General features: G+C 57.1%; 27 protein-coding genes and 1 tRNA gene. 9 read left to right on the top strand and 19 right to left on the bottom strand.

Annotated elements, in window-relative coordinates:
• Nucleotides 1-2 precede the first annotated feature (2 nt).
• From AC2TDA_RS00120 to AC2TDA_RS00140, 5 genes are all read right to left on the bottom strand, one after another.
• Complete coding sequence (locus tag AC2TDA_RS00120) at nt 3-1,013, bottom strand: imelysin family protein (RefSeq protein ID WP_480878157.1); 1,011 nt, start codon at nt 1,011-1,013, stop codon at nt 3-5.
• 3 nt (nt 1,014-1,016) lie between these two features.
• The gene (locus AC2TDA_RS00125; RefSeq protein WP_480878159.1) at nt 1,017-2,513 is read right to left on the bottom strand and encodes a di-heme oxidoreductase family protein; all 1,497 of its coding nucleotides are present in this window, start codon (nt 2,511-2,513) and stop codon (nt 1,017-1,019) included.
• A 7-nt stretch (nt 2,514-2,520) separates the two neighbouring features.
• A complete protein-coding gene (bfr, locus tag AC2TDA_RS00130; RefSeq protein WP_480847840.1) occupies nt 2,521-3,006 on the bottom strand; it encodes a bacterioferritin in 486 nt (161 codons plus the stop codon).
• The gene (locus tag AC2TDA_RS00135; protein ID WP_480878161.1) at nt 2,954-3,247 is read right to left on the bottom strand and encodes a (2Fe-2S)-binding protein; all 294 of its coding nucleotides are present in this window, start codon (nt 3,245-3,247) and stop codon (nt 2,954-2,956) included. Before AC2TDA_RS00135 ends, bfr begins: the two co-directional genes overlap by 53 nt.
• Before the next feature lie 152 nt (nt 3,248-3,399).
• A complete protein-coding gene (locus AC2TDA_RS00140) occupies nt 3,400-4,668 on the bottom strand; it encodes an imelysin family protein (RefSeq protein ID WP_480847838.1) in 1,269 nt (422 codons plus the stop codon).
• Nucleotides 4,669-5,029: 361 nt separating this feature from the next.
• On the opposite strand from AC2TDA_RS00140, the gene AC2TDA_RS00145 reads away from it, so the two are divergent.
• The 4 genes from AC2TDA_RS00145 (at nt 5,030) to AC2TDA_RS00160 (ending at nt 7,384) form a co-directional block, all read left to right on the top strand.
• Nucleotides 5,030-5,170: a hypothetical protein gene (locus AC2TDA_RS00145; protein WP_480847837.1), complete on the top strand. Its 141-nt coding sequence runs from the start codon at nt 5,030-5,032 to the stop codon at nt 5,168-5,170.
• 190 nt (nt 5,171-5,360) lie between these two features.
• Nucleotides 5,361-5,549 carry a hypothetical protein gene (locus AC2TDA_RS00150; protein ID WP_480847836.1) on the top strand — a complete coding sequence of 63 codons (189 nt, stop codon included), beginning with the start codon at nt 5,361-5,363 and terminating at the stop codon, nt 5,547-5,549.
• 512 nt (nt 5,550-6,061) lie between these two features.
• On the top strand, nt 6,062-7,045 hold the full coding sequence (locus tag AC2TDA_RS00155; protein ID WP_480878163.1) for a hypothetical protein: 984 nt from the start codon (nt 6,062-6,064) through the stop codon (nt 7,043-7,045).
• 3 nt (nt 7,046-7,048) lie between these two features.
• Nucleotides 7,049-7,384: a Pepco domain-containing protein gene (locus tag AC2TDA_RS00160; RefSeq protein ID WP_480847834.1), complete on the top strand. Its 336-nt coding sequence runs from the start codon at nt 7,049-7,051 to the stop codon at nt 7,382-7,384.
• Nucleotides 7,385-7,718: 334 nt separating this feature from the next.
• On the opposite strand, the gene AC2TDA_RS00165 is transcribed toward AC2TDA_RS00160, so the two are convergent.
• The 8 genes from AC2TDA_RS00165 to AC2TDA_RS00200 form a co-directional block, all read right to left on the bottom strand.
• Nucleotides 7,719-7,795, bottom strand: a tRNA-Met gene (locus AC2TDA_RS00165).
• A gap of 80 nt (nt 7,796-7,875) precedes the next feature.
• Nucleotides 7,876-8,853 carry an alpha/beta fold hydrolase gene (locus AC2TDA_RS00170; RefSeq protein ID WP_480878165.1) on the bottom strand — a complete coding sequence of 326 codons (978 nt, stop codon included), beginning with the start codon at nt 8,851-8,853 and terminating at the stop codon, nt 7,876-7,878.
• A 1-nt stretch (nt 8,854) separates the two neighbouring features.
• Complete coding sequence (locus AC2TDA_RS00175; protein ID WP_480878167.1) at nt 8,855-10,327, bottom strand: flavin-containing monooxygenase; 1,473 nt, start codon at nt 10,325-10,327, stop codon at nt 8,855-8,857.
• Between the two features lie 82 nt (nt 10,328-10,409).
• Entirely contained in the window at nt 10,410-11,213 is an 804-nt protein-coding gene (locus AC2TDA_RS00180; RefSeq protein ID WP_480878169.1) for a PaaX family transcriptional regulator C-terminal domain-containing protein, read from the bottom strand.
• A 58-nt stretch (nt 11,214-11,271) separates the two neighbouring features.
• Nucleotides 11,272-13,296, bottom strand: a complete 2,025-nt coding sequence (gene paaZ / locus AC2TDA_RS00185) for a phenylacetic acid degradation bifunctional protein PaaZ (RefSeq protein WP_480878171.1) — start codon at nt 13,294-13,296, stop codon at nt 11,272-11,274.
• Nucleotides 13,297-13,331: 35 nt separating this feature from the next.
• On the bottom strand, nt 13,332-14,684 hold the full coding sequence (locus AC2TDA_RS00190; protein ID WP_480878173.1) for a TRAP transporter large permease: 1,353 nt from the start codon (nt 14,682-14,684) through the stop codon (nt 13,332-13,334).
• Nucleotides 14,684-15,187, bottom strand: a complete 504-nt coding sequence (locus tag AC2TDA_RS00195) for a TRAP transporter small permease (RefSeq protein WP_480878176.1) — start codon at nt 15,185-15,187, stop codon at nt 14,684-14,686. The genes AC2TDA_RS00190 and AC2TDA_RS00195 overlap by 1 nt, the downstream gene beginning before the upstream one ends.
• Before the next feature lie 54 nt (nt 15,188-15,241).
• The gene (locus AC2TDA_RS00200) at nt 15,242-16,261 is read right to left on the bottom strand and encodes a TRAP transporter substrate-binding protein (RefSeq protein ID WP_480878178.1); all 1,020 of its coding nucleotides are present in this window, start codon (nt 16,259-16,261) and stop codon (nt 15,242-15,244) included.
• A 199-nt stretch (nt 16,262-16,460) separates the two neighbouring features.
• Here AC2TDA_RS00200 and paaG point away from each other — a divergent pair, with 199 nt between their 5' ends.
• The 5 genes from paaG to AC2TDA_RS00225 all read left to right on the top strand — a co-directional run bounded on the left by paaG (nt 16,461) and on the right by AC2TDA_RS00225 (nt 19,918).
• Nucleotides 16,461-17,246, top strand: coding sequence for a 2-(1,2-epoxy-1,2-dihydrophenyl)acetyl-CoA isomerase PaaG (gene paaG, locus AC2TDA_RS00205; protein WP_480847826.1), 786 nt, complete (start codon nt 16,461-16,463; stop codon nt 17,244-17,246).
• Between the two features lies 1 nt (nt 17,247).
• Nucleotides 17,248-17,682 carry a hydroxyphenylacetyl-CoA thioesterase PaaI gene (gene paaI / locus AC2TDA_RS00210; protein ID WP_480878180.1) on the top strand — a complete coding sequence of 145 codons (435 nt, stop codon included), beginning with the start codon at nt 17,248-17,250 and terminating at the stop codon, nt 17,680-17,682.
• Nucleotides 17,683-17,691: 9 nt separating this feature from the next.
• On the top strand, nt 17,692-18,999 hold the full coding sequence (gene paaK, locus AC2TDA_RS00215) for a phenylacetate--CoA ligase PaaK (RefSeq protein WP_480847824.1): 1,308 nt from the start codon (nt 17,692-17,694) through the stop codon (nt 18,997-18,999).
• A 21-nt stretch (nt 19,000-19,020) separates the two neighbouring features.
• Nucleotides 19,021-19,617, top strand: coding sequence for a TetR/AcrR family transcriptional regulator (locus AC2TDA_RS00220; protein WP_480878182.1), 597 nt, complete (start codon nt 19,021-19,023; stop codon nt 19,615-19,617).
• An 85-nt stretch (nt 19,618-19,702) separates the two neighbouring features.
• Nucleotides 19,703-19,918: a hypothetical protein gene (locus AC2TDA_RS00225; RefSeq protein WP_480878184.1), complete on the top strand. Its 216-nt coding sequence runs from the start codon at nt 19,703-19,705 to the stop codon at nt 19,916-19,918.
• A gap of 4 nt (nt 19,919-19,922) precedes the next feature.
• Here AC2TDA_RS00225 and AC2TDA_RS00230 read toward each other — a convergent pair whose 3' ends face one another.
• Genes AC2TDA_RS00230 through paaA form a run of 6 tightly spaced genes read right to left on the bottom strand, consistent with a single transcriptional unit; the run spans nt 19,923 to nt 24,308 of the window.
• The gene (locus tag AC2TDA_RS00230; RefSeq protein ID WP_480878186.1) at nt 19,923-20,681 is read right to left on the bottom strand and encodes a Phenylacetic acid catabolic protein; all 759 of its coding nucleotides are present in this window, start codon (nt 20,679-20,681) and stop codon (nt 19,923-19,925) included.
• Nucleotides 20,682-20,694: 13 nt separating this feature from the next.
• Entirely contained in the window at nt 20,695-21,768 is a 1,074-nt protein-coding gene (locus tag AC2TDA_RS00235; RefSeq protein WP_480878188.1) for a 2Fe-2S iron-sulfur cluster-binding protein, read from the bottom strand.
• A 13-nt stretch (nt 21,769-21,781) separates the two neighbouring features.
• Nucleotides 21,782-22,243, bottom strand: a complete 462-nt coding sequence (paaD, locus tag AC2TDA_RS00240) for a 1,2-phenylacetyl-CoA epoxidase subunit PaaD (protein ID WP_480878190.1) — start codon at nt 22,241-22,243, stop codon at nt 21,782-21,784.
• Between the two features lie 6 nt (nt 22,244-22,249).
• Nucleotides 22,250-23,008, bottom strand: a complete 759-nt coding sequence (gene paaC, locus AC2TDA_RS00245; protein ID WP_480878192.1) for a 1,2-phenylacetyl-CoA epoxidase subunit PaaC — start codon at nt 23,006-23,008, stop codon at nt 22,250-22,252.
• Nucleotides 23,008-23,292, bottom strand: a complete 285-nt coding sequence (gene paaB, locus AC2TDA_RS00250; protein ID WP_054459917.1) for a 1,2-phenylacetyl-CoA epoxidase subunit PaaB — start codon at nt 23,290-23,292, stop codon at nt 23,008-23,010. Before paaB ends, paaC begins: the two co-directional genes overlap by 1 nt.
• Nucleotides 23,293-23,315: 23 nt before the next feature.
• Entirely contained in the window at nt 23,316-24,308 is a 993-nt protein-coding gene (paaA, locus tag AC2TDA_RS00255; RefSeq protein ID WP_480847817.1) for a 1,2-phenylacetyl-CoA epoxidase subunit PaaA, read from the bottom strand.
• Nucleotides 24,309-24,319 lie beyond the last annotated feature (11 nt).

The raw sequence follows: 24,319 nt of genomic DNA on the forward strand, positions 1-24,319 counted from the left end.
GCTCAGTCTCCATCGAGAGAATTGAAACCAGCGCTTATTCCGAGGGTTGGTCCAAGGTCACTGGCTACAATTGCGCGGATATCGTTGATCGACTGCTGCAGCGCCTCGACGCGCAGTCGCCCTTGCGGAGTCGCGACGCCCGCAAACGACGGGTCGTCCAGCGACCGGGCACGATCGACCGCTTTTCCGAAGGCGGTATCCAGATTACCTGCGATTTCAGGGTGATCGAAGGACAGCCGCGCCGCCAGATCTCGCAGTGAGATCAAAGACAGCTCAACGTGACGCGCAGAGCGCTCGGAACGCCGTGCCTCGGCTCTTTTTGGACGCGGCCGATCGTATGTGCCCAGAGGACGGCCAAGCCGCGTTTCCGCCGTGAATTGCAGCCCGCTGTTCAGGGCTTTGAACAGCTCCTGCAAGGACTCCTCTTCTGACCGATAAGGGCTGCCTGATCCGGGCTGCATCAGCATCGGCGCATAGGATTGCCAATCGTCGTTCATGGCTGTGGCATTGCGATCGATATCATTCGTAATGGCGCGGATCAGATCGCAACGGTATTCGTCACTCCCTTTGGTCGCAAAAGCCGGATCGAACAACATGAGTTCCAGCGCGAAAAACCCACGACTTGCGATCGATGTGGCGGCGAAGCTTTCGGGATCACCCACAGCTACATCTTCGTCGTCGATGAGTTGCGACAGTGACTTTGGTGTAAACCCCTTGGTGTCGGGCCAAAACGCCAGCGCAAAGGCACGGTCATCGGTTTCAGTCGGGCCAAAGCGTAGATGGCTGGCGAATATCCAGCCATCAAAAGCAGTATCATATGCTGCGTGCAACCCGGCCGAACCCGGTGCGCAATCGTTCTCGGCTGCGGATTTCAGCATTCCCGCAACATCGGCAAGTTCCGCAAACTTCGGCAAAACGTGCGCTTCGGTGACATCGTTCAAGATCGGCGCGCGATCTTGTGCCGTGACGGACAAAGGCAGCAGACAGGCGGTGACAAGGCTAAGAATGCGCATGAGTCAGAGGCTCTCGAGAAATCGGATCAGAGCGTCGCGGTCAGCCTTTGGCATCGAAACCACTGTATCGCGTGCGGCTTGCGCTTCACCTCCGTGCCATAGAATTGCTTCGAGCAAGGACCGGGCGCGACCGTCATGAAGGAACTGCGTGTGCCCTGACACACGTTCTGTCAGACCGATACCCCACAGAGGAGGTGTGCGCCATTCCTGCCCTGTTGCACGAGCTTCCGGGCGGTTGTCGGCCAGACTCTCACCCATGTCGTGCAGCAACAGGTCAGTGTAGGGCCAGATCAGTTGAAAACTGTGCTCCGGACGATCGGGCATCCGATGCGTGACAAAAGCCGGAGTATGGCATCCAGAACAATCCGCTGCGTTAAACACTTCTTTGCCGCGTAGGACCTGTGGGTCGTCCACATCCCGCCGCGCCGGGACACCGAGGTTGCGGCTGTAAAACGCCACAAGTTCCATGCCAATCTCATCGATTTCGAATACGCGCGCGTCCTGATCCCCATGGGGGGCGTTTACACAGTCGACCTGTGCAGTAGTGCAGTCTCCTTGCGGGTCCGGATAGAGTGGGCTGGAGATTCCGATGTCTCCGGCAAATGCGGCAGAGGATTGCTCCATCACTGTGGGCATCCCTGCTTTGTGGCCAAAGCGGCCCATCATGGGTTGGTCGAATTCGGTGGACCACACGATATTGGCTCGACCCGAGATTCCGTCTCCGTCGACGTCATCAGGATCAGCATTGGCCAGCAGATCTTCGACCGGGATGGACTCAAGCAAACCCAGACCGATCATCTGAGGCGCCACGCGCGGGCTGAGCATAGCGTCAGGATGCAGCGGCCCATAACCCAAGTTCGCCGCTGTGTAGCTCGGGCGGCGCAAAAAGGCCGTTTCACCGTCAGAAAGCTCAACCGGGATTTCTTCGTAGGTGATTTCCAGTCGATATTCGGCGGGGTGCCCGGCCAGGGCGAAATCTTGCATCTGGCCGCCGTAATTTGGGTCAGGCAGAGTGGCGATATAGTCTTCGATTTCGGCGTAGCCATCCTTGGGCGTGCCGGGAATCGAGACCCTCAGAAACATTGAGACAGCGGTGTCGTCCGCCCCGTTCGGAGTATGACCGCGCCCGTCCTTGATGTGGCACCGCTGGCACGAGCGCGCGTTATACAGTGGGCCAAGCCCGTCTGACGCCTTTGTGGAAGACGGGGACGACACCCAGATCTTTTTGAACAACCCGTTACCGATCTTGAAATCCAGCTCTTGCTCAAAGCTGATATTGGCCGATGGTTGCGAAAACGATTCCGCGTCGGTTCGCACACGCACTGTCGCGGCCCCCGCCGAAAGCTCCTCGAAGCTCTGCGGCGCGGAAAAGTCGTCAGGCACGGCTGTTGCGGCCGATACTCGGGCGCGTTCGTTTTCTGTGCGGGGAAGGGTGTTCAGGTGGAGGTCCTGCAGCTCGGCTGACAGGGCGGGGGTGGCCGCATGTGCGGCCACCAGCATTAGAAGGCTACTCGCCCTCGTCCATTTTCGATGCGTTGAGTTGCGCATAGTTGGCTTCGCCAATCCTTTCATAGAGGTCGAGCTGCGTTTCGAGGAAGTCGATATGCCCCTCTTCGTCGCGTATCAATTGCTCGAACAGAGACATTGAGGCGTAGTCAGCGGCCTCGCGGCAATATTCGCGAGCCTCGACATAGAGGGCACGCGCATCATTCTCGGCAGCTAGATCACATTCCAGCGTTTCCTTTGGTGTCTGCCCGATCCTTAACGGGTCCAGCTTCTGAAGATTCGGATGGCCTTCGAGGAAAATGATCCGCTCGATCAACTTGTCGGCGTGGCCCATTTCCTCGATGGATTCCTCGCGACTTTTCTTGGCCATGTGACCAAGGCCCCAGTCTTCCTGTAGCCGATAATGTAGCCAGTACTGGCTGACGGCTGTCAGCTCATGCCGCAGAGATTTGTTTAGATATTCTAATACCTTGGGATCGCCCTTCATTGACACTCTCCTGTGTTACTGCGGTGCGCAGAGCGCGCAGTTGCATTGGCACTTCCAGATTATCATTTGACTTCATCGTGTCTAGAAAAAGGGGCATGCATCCGCCACAATCCGCTGATTTTCCAAGGGCGTGGTAGATTTTCCCGGGCGTGATTATAGCCTGAGAATCCGACGTCCGCATCCAATCAATGGCGGCGCGAATGTCGTGATCCGAGATGTTGGTGCAGTGGCAAACGATCATGGCGATTCGACCAGTTTCACATATCTTACCTAAATACTAGGTTATTGAGGTAAGGTCCAGCTTGATGATGCAGATCTTTATGATTTGCGAGGTTGGAGGCGCGAAGGAGCGCGCCTCCGATGCGACCGGGAGGGGGAACCGGCCGTCGCGGTTTATTGGAAAACAGCGCTGGGGTCATCCAGACTGTCAGAACCTTCGAAATCGATCTGATCCAAGTCCAGCGTGTTAACAATACGCTCGATGGTCTTGGTTTGATCGACCAGACCGTCAACGCCACCCATGATCAGTGCTTCGCCACCGACATTGCCGCGCTCGAGCATCTGGTCATAGGCAAACCCAGCCTCGGCCGTCGACTTGATGCGACCCAGTGCCTGCATTGTTGTCGCCAGCTTTGCTTTCATCTCGGTGTCCAGCGCCGGGTCGGCTGCAACCACCAGATCCGAGAGCGAGGCACCGGAAACCGGAGTGCCGTCGATGCGTGTGTAGCTACCAAGATAGACGTTCTGGATGCCCAGGCCGTCATAGTAATGACTGTTGTGAGTGTTGTCGGCAAAGCAATCATGCTCTTCTTCGGGGTCGTTCAGCATCAGGCCCAGTCGCATCCGCTCACCCGCCTGTTCACCGTAGGAAAGCGAGCCCATTCCGGTAAGGATCGCGGCGACACCTGCGTCTTCGTTCGCGGTCAGGGTAGCGCGTGCTTCGCCGCCTTCCTGCCACTGAGCCGCCATCCACTCCAGGTCACTTACCAGCAGGTCCGTTGCGGCGCTCAGATACTGAGCACGACGGTCACAGTTGCCACCAGTGCAGTCGTCGCCTTTGGCGTAATCGGTCCAGGGGCGATTGCCGGCACCGGTGCCGTGGCCGTTCAGGTCTTGGCCCCACAGAAGGAACTCGATGGCGTGATAGCCTGTGGCAACGTTTGCCTCGATCCCATCCGCCTCGTGCAGAGTGTCGGACAGCAATTCCGGAGAGATTTCGCTGGCGTCAATGGTTTCGCCGGAAAGCTCAAAGCTTGGGTTTGCTATGACGTTCAGAATCGAGAATTCGTTTTCGTCGCTTGGACCGCCATAAGACGCATCAACATAGTCGATCAAACCTTCGTCCAACGGCCAGGCATTCACTTTACCTTCCCAGTCGTCGACGATGGCATTGCCAAAGCGATAAACTTCAGTTTGCTGATACGGCACGCGGGCTGCAATCCATGCTGCGCGCGCTTGATTCAGAGTGGCATCAGACGGGTCGGCAATCAGAGCGTTTACCGCCGATTTCAGTACTTTTGCAGCCATCAGGCTGTCGCCATACTTGGCCTCGGCAATGTTGGCATAGGTGCTCAGCACGTCCGCTTTGGACGGGGTTTCAGCCAAGGCGGCAGTTGCGATGCACAGCGTCAGGGCACTGGTTGCCGCGAAAAACTTAGTCATTAGGTTTGTTCTTTCTGGTCAAATCGGAATTCGGTTCCCGCGATGTGTCGGGGACTGGCGCGTTGATTTCTGAGCGAAACACTCAACTATGTCAACCTGAGTTTTTTTATCGGATTAATTTTAAGTCAACTTTCCCGAATTCGGTATCGGGCTGTCGGCAAAGGAAACCCCGATTCAACGCCTGTATCACAAATGGGAAAAACTCGGGAACCGCTACGGTGACCTTATTGACGAAAACAACGCGCTGACGGCCCGCTGGAAGGCCGAAGACAACCCGGATCGGCACGACCTGACCGAGGATCACTATTCGCAGTTTGTCGAGCCGGTCTGTGACGAGTTTTTAGAGGTCGAGGTTGAATTGATGAAAATCCCGGCGCAGGACTTCAAAGACGTTGCTATCAAGGCCCGCGTTTCGGCTCGTCAGGACGGTGTGATTGACAATGAGTTTAACAGGCTGATCCGAGAGGACGCGGATAGACTGTTTGGGCACGTGAATATCTGAAACATCCTAGGCCGAGACACCCAAGAGACCGCCCCTTGAACCGGGCGGTTTCCTTGCTCATGTAGATAGGAAGTCGTCTGCACCGGAACGCAGGCGCGATAGGGTTCAGGCCCTGTTGGTCAAGGTAAGGTAAGTTTCGGCGTGGTCTCTTTCCCCGGCAACGTGCCGGATCATCAATTGGAGAATGACCATGAAAGCCTATAGCGAAACCACACTGCGCCGGAAACTGGATCAACTCGGTTACCGGCTATCCAAGAAAAACGGCAGTTACATGATTGCCAACCACAGCCACGGCGGGGCGATACACCTCATATCCCAGATAACGCCATTCTGCCTGGATTTGGATGACGTGAATGATTGGTATCGCGAACTAAGCTGAATGCCCCAGCTTGCAGCCGCCCCAGCTTTGGGGCGGTTGTTTTGCAGAATACACCGACACGCAGCCCCGCGCTCCAGAAAGAACGGAAGGGTATCCATACCGTGGACCCCTTTCCGCTATGCTGGAAAGAATTGTCGCGGTTTTCACGCTGCGCGGAGAAACGCTGAGCATTTCAGCAGCCTGTTGGTGGTTGGGCAAATTTGCCCCACCTGTGTGCTGATTGTCGCCGCGCTCCATTTTCGCCAACTTCGCCGCCACCATTGAGCGTTGGCTTTGAGCCCTTAACTGCCGTTTTCGGAGGTCTGAGGTGCCGCAACCGCATTGGTCCAGTATAGCCCCTTTTGGACGTTGGATTCCTGCGGGCGGGACGGGACCTGATATTCGCTGCGGCAAGCACCGACGACCTCTACGCGACAATCATTCGTTTCCCACTATTTCCCGAAAACTTGTTTGGCGAGCAAATATACCGCACAATAGGGAGTATTTTAGATTGGAGTTTTTGAGGTCGTGATATGCTTGCCAACGAGATTGCCGACGCCATTGTTCCCCCTGAATTGCCTGAATTGAAACTCAGCATTTTGGCAGAGCAACGCCTTGAGCGCGATAGTTCAGGCGGAGAAGTCGATCCACTCGCCAAACGCATTCTGTATTGGAATGACTTGTTACAACAAATCCTATTTAATAACCGTGCCAAAATCCTTGATCGAATGGGGCTTAGCATTTTTGAGGAGCGCTTTGGTCCCGTTTCTATTTCCTCCGGTTTTGTAAAGGTACCGGAACGCCTCTATGCCGACGAAATTATCCACGAGGCGCGCAAAAATACGCCCTATGTCTTCGGCGTATCCCTCATCGGATTGGAATATGTCGAGGCTTTTTTGGAATCGCCACATGTACTGGATATGGGAGAGTTCAACGAGCAACTGAGCGGCGTTCCCTTAGTGGTCGAACAGGGCAGCATGCAGTATTTTTCCGCGCCGAACCTCGCGAACGCGACCTCCACCTGTTGGGCGCTATGCAACCAACAATGGAGTGTTCTCACTGCTGCACACACGTTCAACTGGCTGAACCAGAGTCAAAACGTTTGGTTTCAAGGCGGTATAATGGGTCGTCTCGCAAACATTGCACCCTACCCAATTGACGGTGCAATTGTCGACATAAATCGGGTTCCGACAGAACAAGCTATACAACTCCTTCCCGAGCCCAACCCGCAACCGAATGAGGACTTCGAATTCGATGGGATGATGTCACAACGTGTTTGCGGCAAGGTCACAACCGTAAGCGCTTTGCAAGGCGTGACCGACCCAATGGAGCCGGCGCGCATCCGCTTGGACACCGGTGGGCAACCGGGCGACAGCGGTGCGCTTGTACGCAGCCTTAAGACGGGACTAGGTTTAGGCATTTATTCGGGCATCATCGATACCGGCGCTCGGAAATACAATATTTCGCAAGGCCTTGAGCAGGTAGCTAACGTATTTGGTATTCAATTATGGGAGTAACTCATGTCAGACGAATTTAAGCTATATGTCATAGATCCCGAAACAGAGCAGGCTCTCGGTCCCGGCGCTCCGGCACCAAGCGGCCAATTCCAAGGTCACATGCTCAAGCTCTTTCGCCGCAACAAAGAAATCGACCCTGCTGCCCTGCAACAAAGCTGGCAGAATACTAACACAGTGGTTATTAACATGATCAAGGACGCTGAGGCCAAAGAAACAGACACAACCATGCGCCTGAACGAAATTGAAGTCACCTTGTCTATTAGCGGTGAAGGTACAGTAGGTTTTGTGTCAGGTAAGGCTGAAGCGGGTATCGTACTCAAATTTGCTCGTAGTGAATAGTCAAACATCGCTGCAAGGGCTGTCTCGGGTGCCCGCGTATTATAGCTTAGGCACCAAGAATTTACGTTTGTCCGGGAAATCGTACAAAATTGTCCAGAAACTGCCGCCGCGCTACATAAGGCTTTCTGCCATCTATTTGTGGGGATAAGGGGCTATCCTTAATTTGAGGACAGGCCAGAACCTCCCAAGGCCTCACATTCGGCTGACCATTTTGTTATGGTGAGAAATGGATGCTGACCGTCCGATTCACGCACTTTTTCCGAAAAACGCACAAAAAAACGCACAAAATTGTGCGCGGCGTGGGTGCTGTTTGTATGTAAGCTGTTGATTTTACTGGTAGCGGAGGAGGGACTTGAACCCCCGACACGCGGATTATGATTCCGCTGCTCTAACCAACTGAGCTACTCCGCCACGAGTGAAAGGCGATTTAAGGGAGGGGCGCAGGAGGGTCAAGAGGGAAATGCACGGGATGCGTGGGAATCTTTTGTCCTTTAGGTGCCGGACTGATTTGAGGGTTGGCGATCAGACAAAGCGGCTTCTGATACCTTTCGGATAAAGGCCGCGCAAGCTTGCGGTGCGGTTATTGGAATCATATGACCCCGGCCTTCCAACTTCTCAAAACTCAGCCCGAATTGGGTCATCGTGTTCCCGTGTATGTCACGACGCAGAACCGGATCTTCAGCTCCAAAGAGGATCCCGCCCGGGACCTGAAGACCCGGGTATCTGAGACTCAGTGCTTCGATGCTTGCTTCGGCTCCGATGACATCCTGAGACGCGGTGATGAAGGCAGATGGACGCAAGCCCAGAGCGCCTCCGGCTCGTTCCAGGAAGTCACTCGGGGCAGGTTCCGGGGCGAAGACGTCTTTCAGAACCAACGGTGCGGTCTTGCGCGCCAATGGCACCGCGATCGTATGACCGATCAGGCGGCGTAGCCATTCGGCGCGAATTTCCAGCGGCTTGAAAACTGGAGGAGTGGAAGGCATTTTTTGCGTCAACGGGGCCAATAGCGCCAACGCAGTTGTGTTCGCAGGATAGCTCAGCGCCATAGCCAGGGCGACTGCGCCTCCCAGCGAATGCCCTACCAGAGTCGCATGCAGAATGCCCTTTTCCTGCAAGAATTCATGAATCATGCGCGCCTGTTCAGGAAGCGTGGCCATCGCAGCGGAGTCACGGATGGAATAGCCGCAGCCGGGGCGGTCGACAGCCACAAGGTGGTACTCGTTCGCCAAGTCGTCCATCAGCGCGTATGTGAAATGCTGCAACTGACCAGACAGCCCATGGATCATCACGATAGTCGGGTTGGCCGGATCTCCCTTTTCGACATAATGGATGCTTCCACCCTGGACCGGTAATATCTGCCCCAGTTGCGGCACAACCTGGATTCCTTGGCGTGTCAGGCGGCGCGTCCAAAGGTTCATGCCCAGCAGGAAGAGGACAATAACGGCGAGTATCGTCAAAATTACCGCCATGTCAGGGGTCTCCGTTCGAGGATCGGGTGATGGGATGGTATTGTTCCAGTCCGGATTGCGCCATGCGTTTCTGGAACTCTGATACGGTGCCGGGCCAAAGCGTCGTGTTGCGCCCGCTTGCATCCTGGTACCACGAAGTGCATCCGCCCGTCTGCCAGACACTGTCCCTGTGCCGGTTCTGCATTTCTTGTGTGAACACAGCTTGCTTTGCCGGATCAGGCGTGACGCCATGGAATCCTTGGTCCTGCACGTTCGCCAGAATGCGGCCGATATGTGCGACCTGCGCCTCGATCATCAAAACTACCGAATTGTGACCCAAACCAGTATGCGGGCCGAGCAGGATGAAGAAATTCGGAAAACCTGCGATGGCCGTTCCCAGGTTGGCCTGCATCCCATTCGCCCACGCTTTTTGAATAGTCATTCCACCGGCGCCTGTTATTTCCAACCGCTCGACAGCGTCGGTGACGTGAAACCCAGTTCCCCAGATCAATACGTCCGCCCGATGTTGTGAACCATCATATGCCTTGATCAGGTTGTTCTTGATCGATGCGACACCATGCGGAATTACTTCGACATTGTCTCGCGCCAGAGTTGGATACCAGTCGTTTGAACTGAGAATTCGTTTGCAGCCGATCCGATAGTCGGGTGTCAGGATTTTACGCAGGCTGGAATCCGAAATGGCCTTGTCCAACGCTTTCCGCCACATCTTCATGGCCAAACCGACTGCGCGCGGTTCGCCTTGAAAGACGCGGTGGCGAAATTCAAACAGGGTATAGATCAGGCGACGACGTATCCGAGGCAGCAACGGTAGCCGACGATACATTCGGCGCACCCAAGGCGCGATGGGCCCGTCCGGGCGCGGCAGCACATAAGGCGCGCTGCGTTGGAATATCGTGACCTGACCTGCGGACTTGGCGATCTCGGGTACGAATTGCACCGCAGATGCCCCAGTTCCAATTACGGCGATCCTTTTTCCGTTCAGGGGGATATCGTGGTTCCACTCGGCCGAGTGAAAGCTGGGGCCGGAAAAGCTGCTGGCGCCGGGGATGTCGGGAACACGCGGGATATGCAGCGCACCGATTGCCGAAACCAGAAACCGAGCAGACCATTGGCGCCTGTCTCGGGTTTCAATTCGCCAGCGTGAGCCATCCCAGCGAGCGGACTTCAACTCCTGATGAAACCTGCAGAAATCGTAGAGACCTTCGGTCCGGGCAACGCGTTGAAGGTAGGACTGAATTTCTGCGCCACAAGCATATGCGCGGCTCCAGTCCGGATTCAGATGCGTCGCCATCGAATAGAGATGAGAGGGTATATCACAGGCCACGCCGGGGTAAGTGTTTTCGCGCCACGTTCCGCCGATGTCACTGGCTTTTTCCAGAATGGTGATGTCTCTGATCCCGCGCTTGCGGGCCTCTATGGCCATGATCAGGCCCGAAAAGCCTGCACCGATGATCAGCATGTCCGCTTCAGTCACGTGCGCCTCACTTCGCTACTGCAAGGTTACCCGGTTTCAAATTAGGCTGTTTGGCAGGCCTGTGAACAGTCTGCTTTTGGGATCACGCAGTGCTGTTCAGGAAATTCAGCGCCGGGCGCGGTAAGGTGTCCAGCAGTTCGAACACGGCATTCCGACATTCCGGACCGGTCCAGTCGGACGGATAAAACTCGGCAGGCAGATCCGGTTGACGCAAAACAACCCGCCGCCAGCGATGTACCAGCAACGTGCGCAGTGTTGCGCTTTGGGCAGGAGTCGCCGCCCAATCCGCCGGGCGCGAGAGGGCAGCCTGTCGCACATCCTCCAGTAGCGATCGGCACGCCAGTCGCAGATCCGCCGGGCAAAGCCGATCCTGAACCCACTGCGGTGCGGTGTGCGCAGAGACTTCGAACGCCAGCAACCCTTCGGTCTGCTTGGGCACGGGACCCGGGCCCAGCGCCACGTTGCGGGCTATCGGCGTGCAGTCGTAGCTGAGCATCAATTCGTCCAAAACTTGCGAACCGCCTCCATCCTCGGCGATCAAAAGATGCCATTGGCGGTTTGGATCAGTGCTGCGGGCATAGATGCGCGGCGTGACTGCCGCGGATTGTGAACGCCCGTAGTCAGTCAGGAAATGTCTCGACACGCGCCCGATGCGGTCACTTTCGATCCAGCCATCCTTGCGCAACCTGTGCAAGGCTACGCGGATGGCCTCGGGTTTGATGCCAATGGGTTCGATGACACGGGTTAGGGCGCCGCCGGAAATCTGGGCGCCTGGCTCTTGCGCCAAATCTCCGAAAAGAGACACGATAATCGACCACACCCGCTGATCCCGCGGGTCCGCCAATTCGGCAACGGCCGTTTCGAACCACGTGTCCTGGCTGATCATACAGCCAGTTTAACCCTTTCGGGGAAATAAGAAAATCACATTTCCCGATCGCAGAAAGTTAGTGGGCGCACATCGTCAGAAGTTCATACTCGGCAACCTGCTCGTCATCCTGATTGGTGACCGTTACGTGCCAGCGCACTTCACCGTATTCAGCGTTGCGCAGAGTCTTCTGCTTGACCGTCAGACGCACTTTGATGCTGTCTCCCGGAACGACTGGCTTCATAAAGCGCAGCCCGTCCAGACCGGTATTGGCCAGAACAGGGCCTTCGTTCGGTTCAACGAACAGACCGGCAGCGAAGCTCAGCAGCAGGTAGCCATGCGCTACTCGACCTGGGAAGAAGGGGTTACGGGCGGCGGCGTCTTCGTTCATATGGGCATAGAACGTGTCGCCGGTGAATTTGGCAAAGTGCTCGATATCCTCCAGCGAAATGGTGCGCGGTGCGGTGTGCAGGGTTTCCCCGATGCTCAAATCGCCAAACTTGCGCGTGAAAGGATGCGCGGGACCGGTAATCTCGGGCGCGCCGGGGATCCATTTGTCTCCGATTGCCGACAGCATCCGGGGTGAGCCCTGAAGGGCCGTGCGCTGCATGTAATGCATGACGCCACGCACACCGCCCATCTCTTCGCCGCCGCCTGCGCGGCCTGGTCCGCCGTGCACCATATGCGGCAGAGGTGAGCCATGGCCGGTGGATTCAGCCATCGAGTCGCGGTCATTGATATAGATACGCCCGTTGTAGGCCGCAGCACCCAGAACAACGTTACGCGCGACGTCCGGATCGTGCGTGATCAGCGACGTTACAAGCGAACCTTGTCCACGATTGGCCAGTGTCACCGCATGATCCAGGTCACGATACCCCATGATTGTAGAAACCGGGCCGAATGCCTCGGTATCATGGACGCGCTGGGCATTGTCCGGATCGGCGCAGTGGAACAGCATCGGCGGCACAAAGGCACCGGTATCGGGTCCTTCGACATCGAACGTCTCAGGGTCGCCAAACACCCGCGTTGCCTCGGTCCCAATAAGTTCGGCCTTGGCAAGCACATCCGCCTTTTGATCATTGGATACCAGCGCTCCCATCCGCGTTGTGTCCAGCCGCGGGTCGCCAATCGTGACTTGCGCCAACCGTGTGGACAGTGCATCGATCACGGCCTGAGTTTGCGTGTCCGGCACGATGATCCGGCGGATGGCGGTGCATTTCTGCCCCGCCTTTGTGGTCATCTCACGGGTGACTTCCTTGACGAATAGATCAAATTCCGGTGTTCCAGCCACCGCGTCCGGTCCAAGGATCGAAGCGTTGAGGCTGTCCTGCTCCGCCACAAACCGAACCGAGTTTTGCACGATAGCCGGTGTTTGCCGCAGTTTCAGCGCCGTATCCGCCGAGCCGGTGAAACTGACCACATCCTGACAGCCCAGACGATCCAGCATGTCGCCAAGGCCACCTGTCACCAATTGCAGCGCACCATCGGGCAGGATGCCGCTGTCCAGCATGATCCGCACCGCCAGTTCGGTGACGTAGCAGCTGTTGGTCGCTGGCTTCACGATCGCGGGCACTCCGGCCAGTAGGGTAGGGGCCAGTTTCTCCAACATGCCCCAGACGGGGAAGTTGAAGGCGTTGATGTGCACCGCCACGCCTTTCAGCGGGGTGCAGACATGTTGCCCAAGGAACGTTCCATTGCGCGACAGCTGTTCGACATCTCCGTCAAGATAGACATGCGCGTCCGGCATCTCTCGTCGACCTTTTGAGGCAAAGACGAACACGGTGCCGATCCCGCCGTCGATATCGATCAGGTGATCCTTTTGAGTGGCACCTGTCTCGAAGCTGAGGTCATAGAGCGCCTGTTTGTGTTCCGATAGTGCCTGCGCCAATGCCTTCAGCATGCGGGCGCGCTGATGAAAAGTCATGGCGCGCAGGGCAGGGCCGCCGGTGTTGCGGGCGTAGTCCAGCATCGCCTGCACGTCGAGTTCGGCATTGCCTGCCGTGGCAAAGGGGGCGCCGGTGATGGCCGAAGCGATAGTTCGTGCGCCGGAACCGGGCGCAATCCAAGCGCCAGCGGCAAAGCTGGAGATCTGATGCAGGGACATGTACGTCCTCCTATTGAATTTCGTTCGGCCGGGGCTCAGTGCCCCAATGCGCCCATCTGTTGTGGCAGGTACAGAACCACGATGGGCACCAGCACGATCAGTGCCAGCCGGAAGATGTCGGCGATCCAGAACGGAGTAACGCCGCGAAAGATGGTGCCGGTTGAGACGTCTCCGACCACACCCTTCAGGATGAACACGTTCAAACCGACAGGTGGCGTGATCAGCGAAATTTCTGTGACGACCACAACAACGATGCCGAACCAGATCGGGTCGTAACCCAGTGATGTGACCAGCGGGAAAAAGATCGGCACGGTCAGCAGCAGCATCGATAGGGACTCGAAGACGCAACCCAGAATGATGTAGATGCCAAGGATCATCAGGATCACGACAAACGGTGACACGTCATAGGCGGTGACCAGAGCAATCAGTGCTTCGGGCAGGCCGGCCAAGTTGATGAAGTTCGAAAAGATCTGCGCGCCGATCAGAACGGCGAACAGGGCGGATGCCGTAAAACAGGTCTCTTTCAAAACTTCGAACGTTGATCCCAGTGTCAGCCCGCCCCGGAAAAGCGCGATCAGAAACGCTCCGGCGGCGCCCATGCCTGCGGCTTCGGTTGGTGAAAAGGTCAAGTTCAACGGCTCAAAGTCAAACGCGCCGTAAAGCCCGCCAATCACCAGAAAGAACAGCAGCAAAACGGCCCAGACTGACCCGAGTGCCCGCAAGCGTTGAGACCAGCTGGAGCGCTCGCCTGCAGGGCCGGATTCGGGGTTACGCCAGACGGTCCAGCGCACGGCGAAAAGATAGAACAGGATGCCGAGGATGCCGGGGATGATACCTGCCATGAACAGCTTGCCGATCGAGGTTTCCGTCAGCAGCCCGTAGATGACCAGAATGACCGACGGCGGGATCAGGATGCCCAGCGTGCCGCCGGCAGCGATAGATGCGGTGGACAGCTCATCCGAATAGCCATAGCGGCGCATTTGCGGCATAGCGACCTTGGACATGGTGGCGGCTGTGGCCAGCGATGATCCGCAGATGGCCGAGAACCCTCCGCAGGCGGCAACTGTCGCCATGGCGATACCGCCGCGCATATGACCCATAAAGGCGTTGGATACGGCGTAGAGTTCGCGGGCCATTCCACCTTTGTTGACGAACAGGCCCATCAGAATGAACAGCGGGACAACAGACAAACCATAATCCTGCGCGGTGTCGGTGATCTGACGTCCAACCATGGACATGGCGGCCTTCAGTCCCCGTTCGTCGAAAATGGACCCGCCGCGCTCATAGGCAAAGCCCAGCGTTCCAACCAGACCCATGGCAAAGACGATGGGCAAGCGCATCAGGACGAGGATCAGGACAATCGCAAATCCGATCAGTGCGGCGGTCATCAATTAGTCTCCGAAAGGATGTGAGGGGCAAAGAACCGCAGCAGGCCGGTGGCGATCATCACCACGGCAGTCACGGCAACGGACAATGTGATGAACCAGCCGATCAGATAGGTCGGGATCGAGAGGTACTCGGTCACATCCCCGTAGTCTCGCGCTCGCTCGGCCAGAATCCAGACGCGCTGAACCGGCCAATAGAGCATCACTCCGCTGACTAGGTAAATGACCAGATCGCGCACGCGGGACAGGTGCAGGCGATTGAAAATGCCGTCGGTCAGGTCCACAGCGATATGACCGTTCGTGGTCGACACGATGGGCAGAACGGAAAACACCAAAATGGCCATCAGAATGCGGGTCAGCTCGGTCGCAGCTTCAATAGGTGCATTCAAAACCGACCGCAAAATGACGTCGCAGAAGGTCATGATCATCAGGATGAAGAGCGCAACGCTGGCCACAACCACCGGAAGGATGCTGGCACGGCGTATAAACTGGATTAGGGGGGACATCGGCACCTCGGGCAGTGGTTCGGGGCGGACTTGGCATCCGCCCCGATGCATGGATCAGTTGGAGGACAACTCCGAATTGATCATGTCATAAGCGGCTTGTGCGTCGATACCTGTCGCGTCGACTTCGACGATGACTTTGCCGCGGATATCTTCTGCAATGACCGAGAACTTCTCGAGATCTGCGTCACTGGCTTCGTAGATGGCGTTGCCCTCTGTGGCTTCGGTCTCCTCACGGCCAATTGCGTCAATCTCATCCCAGATTTTGCCGATTTCACGGCTGAGCGGTTCACCAAAGACGTTTTCATCGAGCGCCTTTTGAAGGTCTTCGGGCAGATCGGCAAAAGTGTCTTCGTTCATGATGAATGCGAACGAACCGCGATATAGGCCGCCCGGCAGTTCATATACGTTTTGTGCCACTTCGGTCAGTTTGAAGCCCTTGCGGGATTCAAATGGCATGACCACGCCGTCTGCCGCTTTGGATGCCAAGGTCTCATAAACTTTGGGGGCCGGTACCTGAATGCCTGTCGCACCAAGGGCTGTACCAACGTCGCCACCAACGCCTCCGGGGATACGGACCTTGAGGCCGGAAACCTCATCCAATGTGGTCACAGGAGAGCTGGAATGCAGCTGCGCGGGCCCATGAGTATGCAAGGCGATGACCTTCACGCCGCGATGCTCGTCTGCGGCCTTGAGGTGCGCGTCGTAGGCGCGCCAGTAGGCGACGGATGCCTCTTCAGCGGTTCCTTCGTAACCCGGTAGTTCGATCAGCTTGGTGGTGACAAAGCGGCCCGGCTGATAGCCGTGGAAAATGATCGAAGCGTCTGCCGCACCGTCCATGATCAGGTCCATCTGCGCCGGGGGCGGGGCGATGCCCAGTTTCAGCTCGGCGGTAACCTGCCCCTCGGTGGCCTCTTCGACCATTTCGACAAATTTGGGCCACATCTTTGCGTTGATGCCATGTGTCGGCGGTGCCCAGCTGGAGATTGTCAGGGTGTAGTCGGCAGCAAACGCAACTGTGCCTGATACCGCCAGTGCTGCTGAGGCCAGCAGCGTGGTGAGCTTGGAAAATTTCATGACCGGGTCTCCTCCTCAAAAGCGCAAGTCGTGAACATGTTAATAGTACGTTTTGTAACTATCAACGACGTCAAGGCGGGCCGGGTTTGTTGGCCCAGGGCCTTTTTCCGTGGTCGAGTCACAATCGTCTTAGAATTTATTGACCAACCGTTCGGTTTATGCAAGAAGTTTGTTGAAACTAATGCAAAGAGAATTGGGTATGTCTGATACGATTCTTTCGCACGATAACGGTAATTGGGTCGAAATCACCCTGAACCGTCCGGATCGCCTGAACAGCTTTACCGATGAAATGCATCTGGCATTGCGGGCAGAGCTTGAGTCCGCCCGCGATCGCGGCGCGCGTGCTGTCCTTTTGACCGGGGCGGGGCGCGGGTTTTGTGCTGGTCAGGATCTGGGGGATCGCAACCCTGCCACGATGGATGGACCACCTGATCTGGGCTACACCGTTCGCACGTTTTACGCACCGCTTGTGCGGCTGCTTCGGTCTCTGAACTTTCCCGTCGTCTGTGCCGTTAACGGAGTGGCTGCCGGGGCTGGTGCCAATATCGCCTTAGCGTGTGACGTGGTGCTGGCCGCCGAATCCGCCAAATTCATCCAATCGTTTTCCAAGGTTGGTCTGATCCCGGATACCGGTGGCAGCTGGCATTTGCCGCACCTGTTGGGCGAGGCGCGCGCCAAAGGATTGGCATTGACAGGCCAGCCTTTGACGGCGGTGCAAGCTGAACAATGGGGGTTGATCTGGAAAACGATCCCGGATGCCAATTTGATGAGCAAGGCCCGTGCCCTTACCGAGCAATTCGCCAATGGGCCAACCCTGGGTCTTGGGTTGACGAAACAGACTATTCAGGCGGCGGCGACGAATTCCCTGACCGAGCATTTGGAGCTTGAGGCAGACGCCATGAAAACTTGCGGCGAAAGCGCGGACTATGCCGAAGGCGTGACGGCATTTCTGGAAAAACGCGCACCGGTTTTTCAGGGGGAATAAGATGACGCCGAAGGATCGAGCTGAAAAGGCAGCCGCTGCCATGTGGGGGCGGGATAACGCATCAAAATGGGCAGGGATGGAGCTGGCTCACGTTGATGAGGGAACGGCGACACTGACCTTGGACGTTCAGGATCATCACTGCAACGGCCACGGCATCTGCCATGGTGGTGTGACTTTCATGCTGGCCGACAGCGCTTTTGCCTTTGCCTGCAACAGCCGCAACCAGTCCACCGTGGCCCAGCACAACGTGATGAGCTATGTCGCTTCCGCCCGTTCCGGGGACAGCCTGACGGCACTGGCCGCCGAGCAGAGCCTGACAGGGCGCAGCGGAATCTACGACGTGACCATAACCAATCAAGACGGCCAGAAGATTGCCGAGTTCCGGGGCTTTTCCCGCTCGGTCGGCGGTGCGGTCTTTGATGAAACCAAAGATTAGGGGGATAGCATGAAGGATCTTACTCCGAACAAGGCGGATCTCGATCCGATTGAGATCGCCTCGGTTGACGAAATCCGGTCACTGCAACTGGACCGGTTGAAGTGGTCGCTTCGCCATGCCTATGACAACGTACCCATGTATCGTCAGCGGTGCGACGAAGCAGGTGTCCATCCTGACGACCTGCAATCGCTGAGTGATCTGAGCCGTTTCCCGTTCACATACAAAAATGATCTGCGCGACAATTATCCGTTCGGCTTGTTTGCCGTTCCACGTGAACAGATCATCCGCTTGCACGCTTCGTCGGGGACAACCGGCAAGCCCACTGTCGTGGGATACACGCAGGGCGATATCGACAATTGGGCAGATTTGGTGGCCCGGTCCCTACGGGCCAGTGGATTGCGCCGTGGGGATATGGTGCACAACGCGTACGGCTATGGCCTTTTCACTGGTGGGCTGGGCGCGCATTACGGGATCGAACGCCTAGGTGCCACGGTCGTACCAATGAGTGGCGGCCAGACGTCCAAGCAGGTCAATCTGATCACCGATTTCAAACCGGATGGGATTATGGTGACACCGTCCTATATGCTCAATATTCTCGAGCAATATCATAAGATTGGAATCGACCCGCGCAGCTGCTCTTTGTCAGTAGGGGTTTTCGGGGCCGAGCCCTGGACGGATTCGATGCGAGCCGAGGTTGAGCAAGCCTTCGACATGCACGCGGTTGATATTTACGGGCTGTCCGAAATCATGGGTCCGGGCGTGGCCAATGAATGCGTCGAAACCAAGGATGGTCCGGTCATCTGGGAGGATCATTTCTACCCCGAGATCATCGATCCCCAGACAGGTGAAGTGCTGCCAGATGGCGAAATGGGTGAGCTGGTGTTTACCACGCTGACCAAGGAAGGCCTGCCGATGATCCGGTACCGCACGCGCGACCTTACACGGTTGTTGCCGGGCACAGCACGGTCGATGCGGCGGATGGAAAAAATTACAGGACGGTCAGACGACATGATCATCCTACGCGGCGTGAATGTATTCCCAAGCCAGATCGAGGAACAGGTTCTGGCTACGGGTGGACTTGCACCTTATTACCAGATCGAACTCTACCGGGCGGGCCGTATGGACGCGATGCGCATTCACGTCGAGGCCACACCGGATGCCGCGGATGAGCTGAGCAAAACCGCCGCTGTGCGCATGCTGACGCGTCGGATCAAGGATGTCGTTGGCATTTCGACCGAGATCAATATAGGCGACCCGGGTGAGGTCGAACGCAGCCAGGGCAAGGCCCGGCGCGTCATCGACAACCGGAATGAATGAAGCAGAGGCGGAGATCACGAATTGGCCCGTACGATAGCAAAAGACCACGACCACAAGCGCGAACGAATTCTGAAGTCGGCCGCGCGCGTCTTTGCGCGTGAAGGCTTCGACAGGGCCTCGATGTCGCAACTGGCGACTGAGTGCGGGATATCCAAGGCCAATATCTACCATTACTACGACAGCAAGGATGCCATCCTGTTCGACATGCTGGAAACTTACCTTCGGCAATTACGAGACGGGATTTGCGGGCTGGACATGCAAGGGCTCAGTGCGCCGGACCGGCTGCGTAAGGCGGTCCGGGAAATCCTGCTGGCATACCAAGGCGTGGATGATGAACACCGGGTGCAGGCCACGGGTCTATCGGCCCTGCCTGCGGACCAGCAAAAGCTGCTGCGCGGTTACCAGCGCGATCTGGTCGTATTTCTGAGTGACATTATCGCCGACATCGCGCCTGACGTATTCAACGATAACGCGGCCAAATTGCAGGCGACGACCATGTCCGTTTTCGGAATGCTGAACTGGTTTTACATGTGGAACAAGGGCGCAGGCTCTGAAGTCCGCAGGGACTACGCTGCGCTTGTGAGTGATTTGACGCTGGACGGTTTGAATGGCCTCTAGGGGCTGAAGTAGTCACCTCATTGCACGGATGTGATTTGGTTTTCCCTGCCTTTCGGGGTTCAATAGGGCAGGAGGACGGACACTCATGCGCACGCCCGAACGTTTCGACAAGTTCTATTTCGCAAAAGTCGGCCTTGGTGAAGCCTGTGGCTGTGCCGAAAAGGTCATCGACGTCTATGAATTCAACCGACAGGGGGGATCGCCGGTAAAACGTGGGGTGCAGCAGAAAAGACCCAAGCGCCGCTCGCTCAGATCTTTGGCATTGAAATACGGGCTGATCAGCCGCAGCCGCACGGGCTGACCATTCAGGGGGCGTTCAAGCCCAGCTGTTGCACAGTGCGGGTTGCCTCTGCCGTCCAGCGGGCTTTCAACTCAGAACCGGTCAGGCGGCGCAACCCCAGTTTCCGCAGGGCCTCGGTTTTATCCGGACCGCCGGTGCCAAAGCTGGCTGCCACGCGCGGCCACCAGTAATCAACAGATTCCTGCATCTGCCCGGTATCGCCCTGTTCGGCCAGTTTCGTAGCACCCTCCAATGCCAGCTCACCATGGTGTGCTTCAATCGGGGCGATGGACCGGAATGCTTCGGCCAACGGCTGGTAAGAAATCGTCGAGAATTCGGCCAGTTGCTCGGCCACCGCGCGGCTCATCAACAGGTTCATGATCACTGCGTCCGTCCATCCAACGATCGGATAGTTGAAGACTGCAAGTCGCATGTCATGTTCGCTGCGGGTCGCACCGATATCTGCATCCCGGCTCAGGCGGGCGGTCCAGGGATGATGGGTGGCGTATCGCTGTGTATCGGCACCGAATTCGCCCATGATCTTCAGGACGCGATCCGCGTTGTCGATTTTCTCAAGCACGATCTTGGCGGCGGCAATACGTTCTTTGATGCCAGGACCCTGGTTGATGATATCGGCAAATCCGGCCGCACCGGCAAGTTCGCTGTCGACAAAAGTCGCCATCAGCTTCATCAGCTCGGCACGATAGCGGGGCGGGACATTGGTCGGGTTGGTCAATACGCCGCCAGCCGCCAGATAGCTGTCGAGTGTCATGTCTTCGGCCATTGGTCCTCTCCCTTTACTGATCGTAGTCGACGATAATGCGGTCGGTCACGGCGTAGGCCTGACAGCTCAGGACATACCCTTTTTCAACCTCGTAGTCTTCAAGCGCGTGGTTGGCGACCATTTCGACTTCACCCTCGATCACCCGGCAGCGACAGGTCGAGCAGACCCCGGCCTTGCAGGCATAGGGCGCGTCCATCGCGTTTTCCAGGGCGGCCTCCAGTATGGATTGATCTTTGGGCAGCGTAATCGTCTGGGTCGATCCATCCAGGGTAATGGACGCCTTCGTCTGATTGGCCTGTGTCCCCGCGTCTGCTGCAATCGCTGTGCGCTTGGCACGGCCGGGTTGGGCGCTTGCGAAGAGTTCGAATTTGATCTGATTATCACCCAGCCCGTGTTCCCGCAGGGCTGCCGCAATACCCAGCATCATCGGTTCGGGGCCGCAGATAAAGGCGGTGTCCACGTTCTTGATGTCGATCCAGTGCTTGAATAGTTCAGCACATTTTTCCTGTGTGACCAGCCCGGTAAACAGGTCGATTTCCTGTGCGTCGGTTTCCAGAATATGGATTACGTTCAGACGCCCCATATAGAGGTTTTTCAGATCCTCCAGTTCCTCACGGAACATGATCGTGTTGATGCCCTTGTTGGCATAGATCAGTGTGAATTGAGAATTGGGTTCGCGCGCCAGCGTCGTTCTCAGAATGGACAGTACCGGCGTGATGCCCGATCCTCCGGCGAAGCCCAGATATTGCTTTTCGGACAATGGGTCGATTGGTGTGTGGAAACTGCCCATCGGCGGCATGGCCTGCACAACGTCGCCGACTTTGAGATCCGAGTTGGCCCAGCTTGAAAAGGCTCCGCCATCTACCCGTTTGATCCCGACTTGCAGAACGCCGTCGTCCTTACCTGCGCAAATCGAATATGAACGGCGCAGTTCTTCGCCGTCAAAGTGCCTGCGGAAGGTCAGGTATTGGCCGGCGACGAAATCAAACTGATCCGCAGTCCCGTTTTCCGGTTTCAGGGTCACGACCACCGCATCGCGGATAGTCTTGTGGATGTCGGTAACTTTCAGGTCATGGAAGCGTGCCATCCGGTGCTCCTCCTCAGATGCACTTGAAATAGTCAAAAGGTTCTAGGCAGTCGGTGCAGCGCCAGTGCGCTTTGCACGGGGTCGAGCCGAATTGGCTGACCTTTTCAACCGCCTTGCTGCCGCAGCGCGGGCAACGGCTTGGTCCACCCGCAGGCTGCGGGGGGGCGATGCCGAATTCTTCCAGCTTTTCACGGCCCTTGTCGCTCAGCCAATCGGTCGTCCAGGCGGGCGAGATACTGGTCTTGATGCGGATATCGTCAATGCCATGACTGCGCAGAGCCGTTTCGATATCCATACTGATGACGGATGTTGCCGGGCAGCCGGAGTAGGTCGGCGTAACCGTGACCATCAATGTGCCGTCATTCCACTGCACATCGCGCACAATACCCAGATCGACGACCGAGATCACCGGGATCTCAGGGTCAGGAACGGCGTCCAGCCATTCCCAGACCTGATTTGTCGATGCGCGCGACATCTGCCGTTACCACGTTGCGCCGGGATAGGCGCGCTGCAACCACTGCATCTGGGTCAGCAGGTGGCCCAGATGTTCGGTGTGCATCCGCCCATCACGCCCGCCTTTGTGGGCGAAGCGGCTATCCGGGATGGTCAGGGTCGCCTCGGTCAAAACCCGTTCGATCAGAGCGTCATACTCTTCGCGCAGATCGGCCGGATTCGGCGCAATACCCGCTGCAACCATTTCAGCATCGACGTCGTCGCTCGCAAACATCTCGCCCACATAAGGCCAGAGGTAGTCCAGCGCCTCTTGCATCCTGGCGTGGCTTTCTTCGGTTCCGTCACCGAGCCCAACGACCGTGTCACCCGAGCGTTCGAGGTGGTAGGCAACCTCTTTGCTAGCTTTCGCTGCGATGGCCGCGACGCGTTCGTCCGAGGAAGTCATCAGATGCCCCAGCATGACTGAATGCCACGCATCGAACAGGAATTGACGCATCAACGTGCGGCCAAAGTCGCCATTAGGAACCTCGACCAGCAAGGCATTGCGGAAATCCCAGGCGTCGCGCAGAAACGCCAGATCATCGGCGCTTTTGCCGCCCTCGATCTCACCCGCAAGGCCCAGCCACATCTGTGTCTGACCGATCAGATCCAGTGCGGTGTTGGCAAGCGCGATGTCCTCCTCCAACACGGGTGAGTGACCGCACCACTCGCTGACGCGATGGCCGAGGATCAGAGTGTTGTCCCCCATTCTCAGCAGAAACTGCAGGAAAGCCTCGTCGCGGGTCATCACATCGCCCCCACTTCGTCAGGGATGTCGAAGAATGTCGGATGGCGGTACACCTTGCTTTCGCTGGGTTCGTACAGCGGACCCTTGTCGCTGGGTGATGAAGCCGCGATGTTGTTGGCCTCGACGACCCAAATCGACACGCCTTCGTTGCGACGCGTATAGACATCGCGAGCGTTCTTGATGGCCATTTCGGCGTCAGGTGCGTGCAGCGAACCGACGTGGCGGTGGCTCATACCGTGCTGACCGCGGATAAAGATTTCCCACAGGGGCCATTCGTTTTTCATGCGTGTTCCTCCTCAGGGTAGGCTTACTCTGCAGCCATGTTTCCGGTGCGTTTCTTGCGGGCGTGGGCCAGCAGTCCGTCACGGACCCATTTGCCGTCGTCCCAGGCCTTGTTGCGCGCCGCCAGTCGGTCGACGTTGCAGGGGCCGTTGCCCTTTATGACGTCGAAAAATTCTGACCAGTCGGGGTCGGTATAGTCGTAGTGTCCGCGCTCCTCGTTCCATTTCAGGTCGGGATCGGGGATCGTCAGACCCAGATATTCAGCTTGTGGCACGGTCTGATCTACGAACTTCTGACGTAGTTCGTCATTGGTGTTGATCTTGATCTTCCAAGCCATGGATTGCGCCGAATGGACACTTTCCTTGTCGGATGGTCCGAACATCATCAGGGACGGATACCACAGCCGGTTCATCGCATCCTGCGCCATCTTCTTCTGTTCTGGCGTGCCTTCAGCCATTTTGCGGATCGCGTCATAACCCTGCCGTTGATGAAAGCTCTCTTCTTTGCAGATCCGGATCATGGCGCGGGAGTATGGTCCGAAGGATGTCCGCTGCAGCGGAACCTGGTTCATGATTGCCGCACCATCGACCAACCATCCAACTGCACCAATGTCCGCCCAGTTCAGTGTCGGATAGTTGAAGATCGACGAGTATTTCATGCGACCATCCAGCAGCATCTCGGTGATCTCGTCGCGGCTGACGCCCAGAGTTTCCGCCGCGCAATAAAGGTAGAGCCCGTGTCCGGCCTCGTCCTGGACCTTGGCCAGCAGGATCGCCTTGCGCTCCAAAGTGGGCGCGCGGGTGATCCAGTTTCCCTCGGGCAGTTGCCCGACGATCTCGGAATGCGCGTGCTGGCCGATCTGGCGGATCAGCGTCGCGCGGTAATCGTCAGGCATCCAGTCTTTGGGCTCGATTTTGATATCAGCGTCGATCTTGTCCTGAAAGGCACGTTCCTGCTCGGTCATTTCCTCGCGGGATTTCACGCCTGTTCCGGCCGTTTTGATCATCTGAGCATACATGTCGGGTCTCC

This window comes from Ruegeria sp. HKCCD6426 (genome assembly GCF_057221115.1).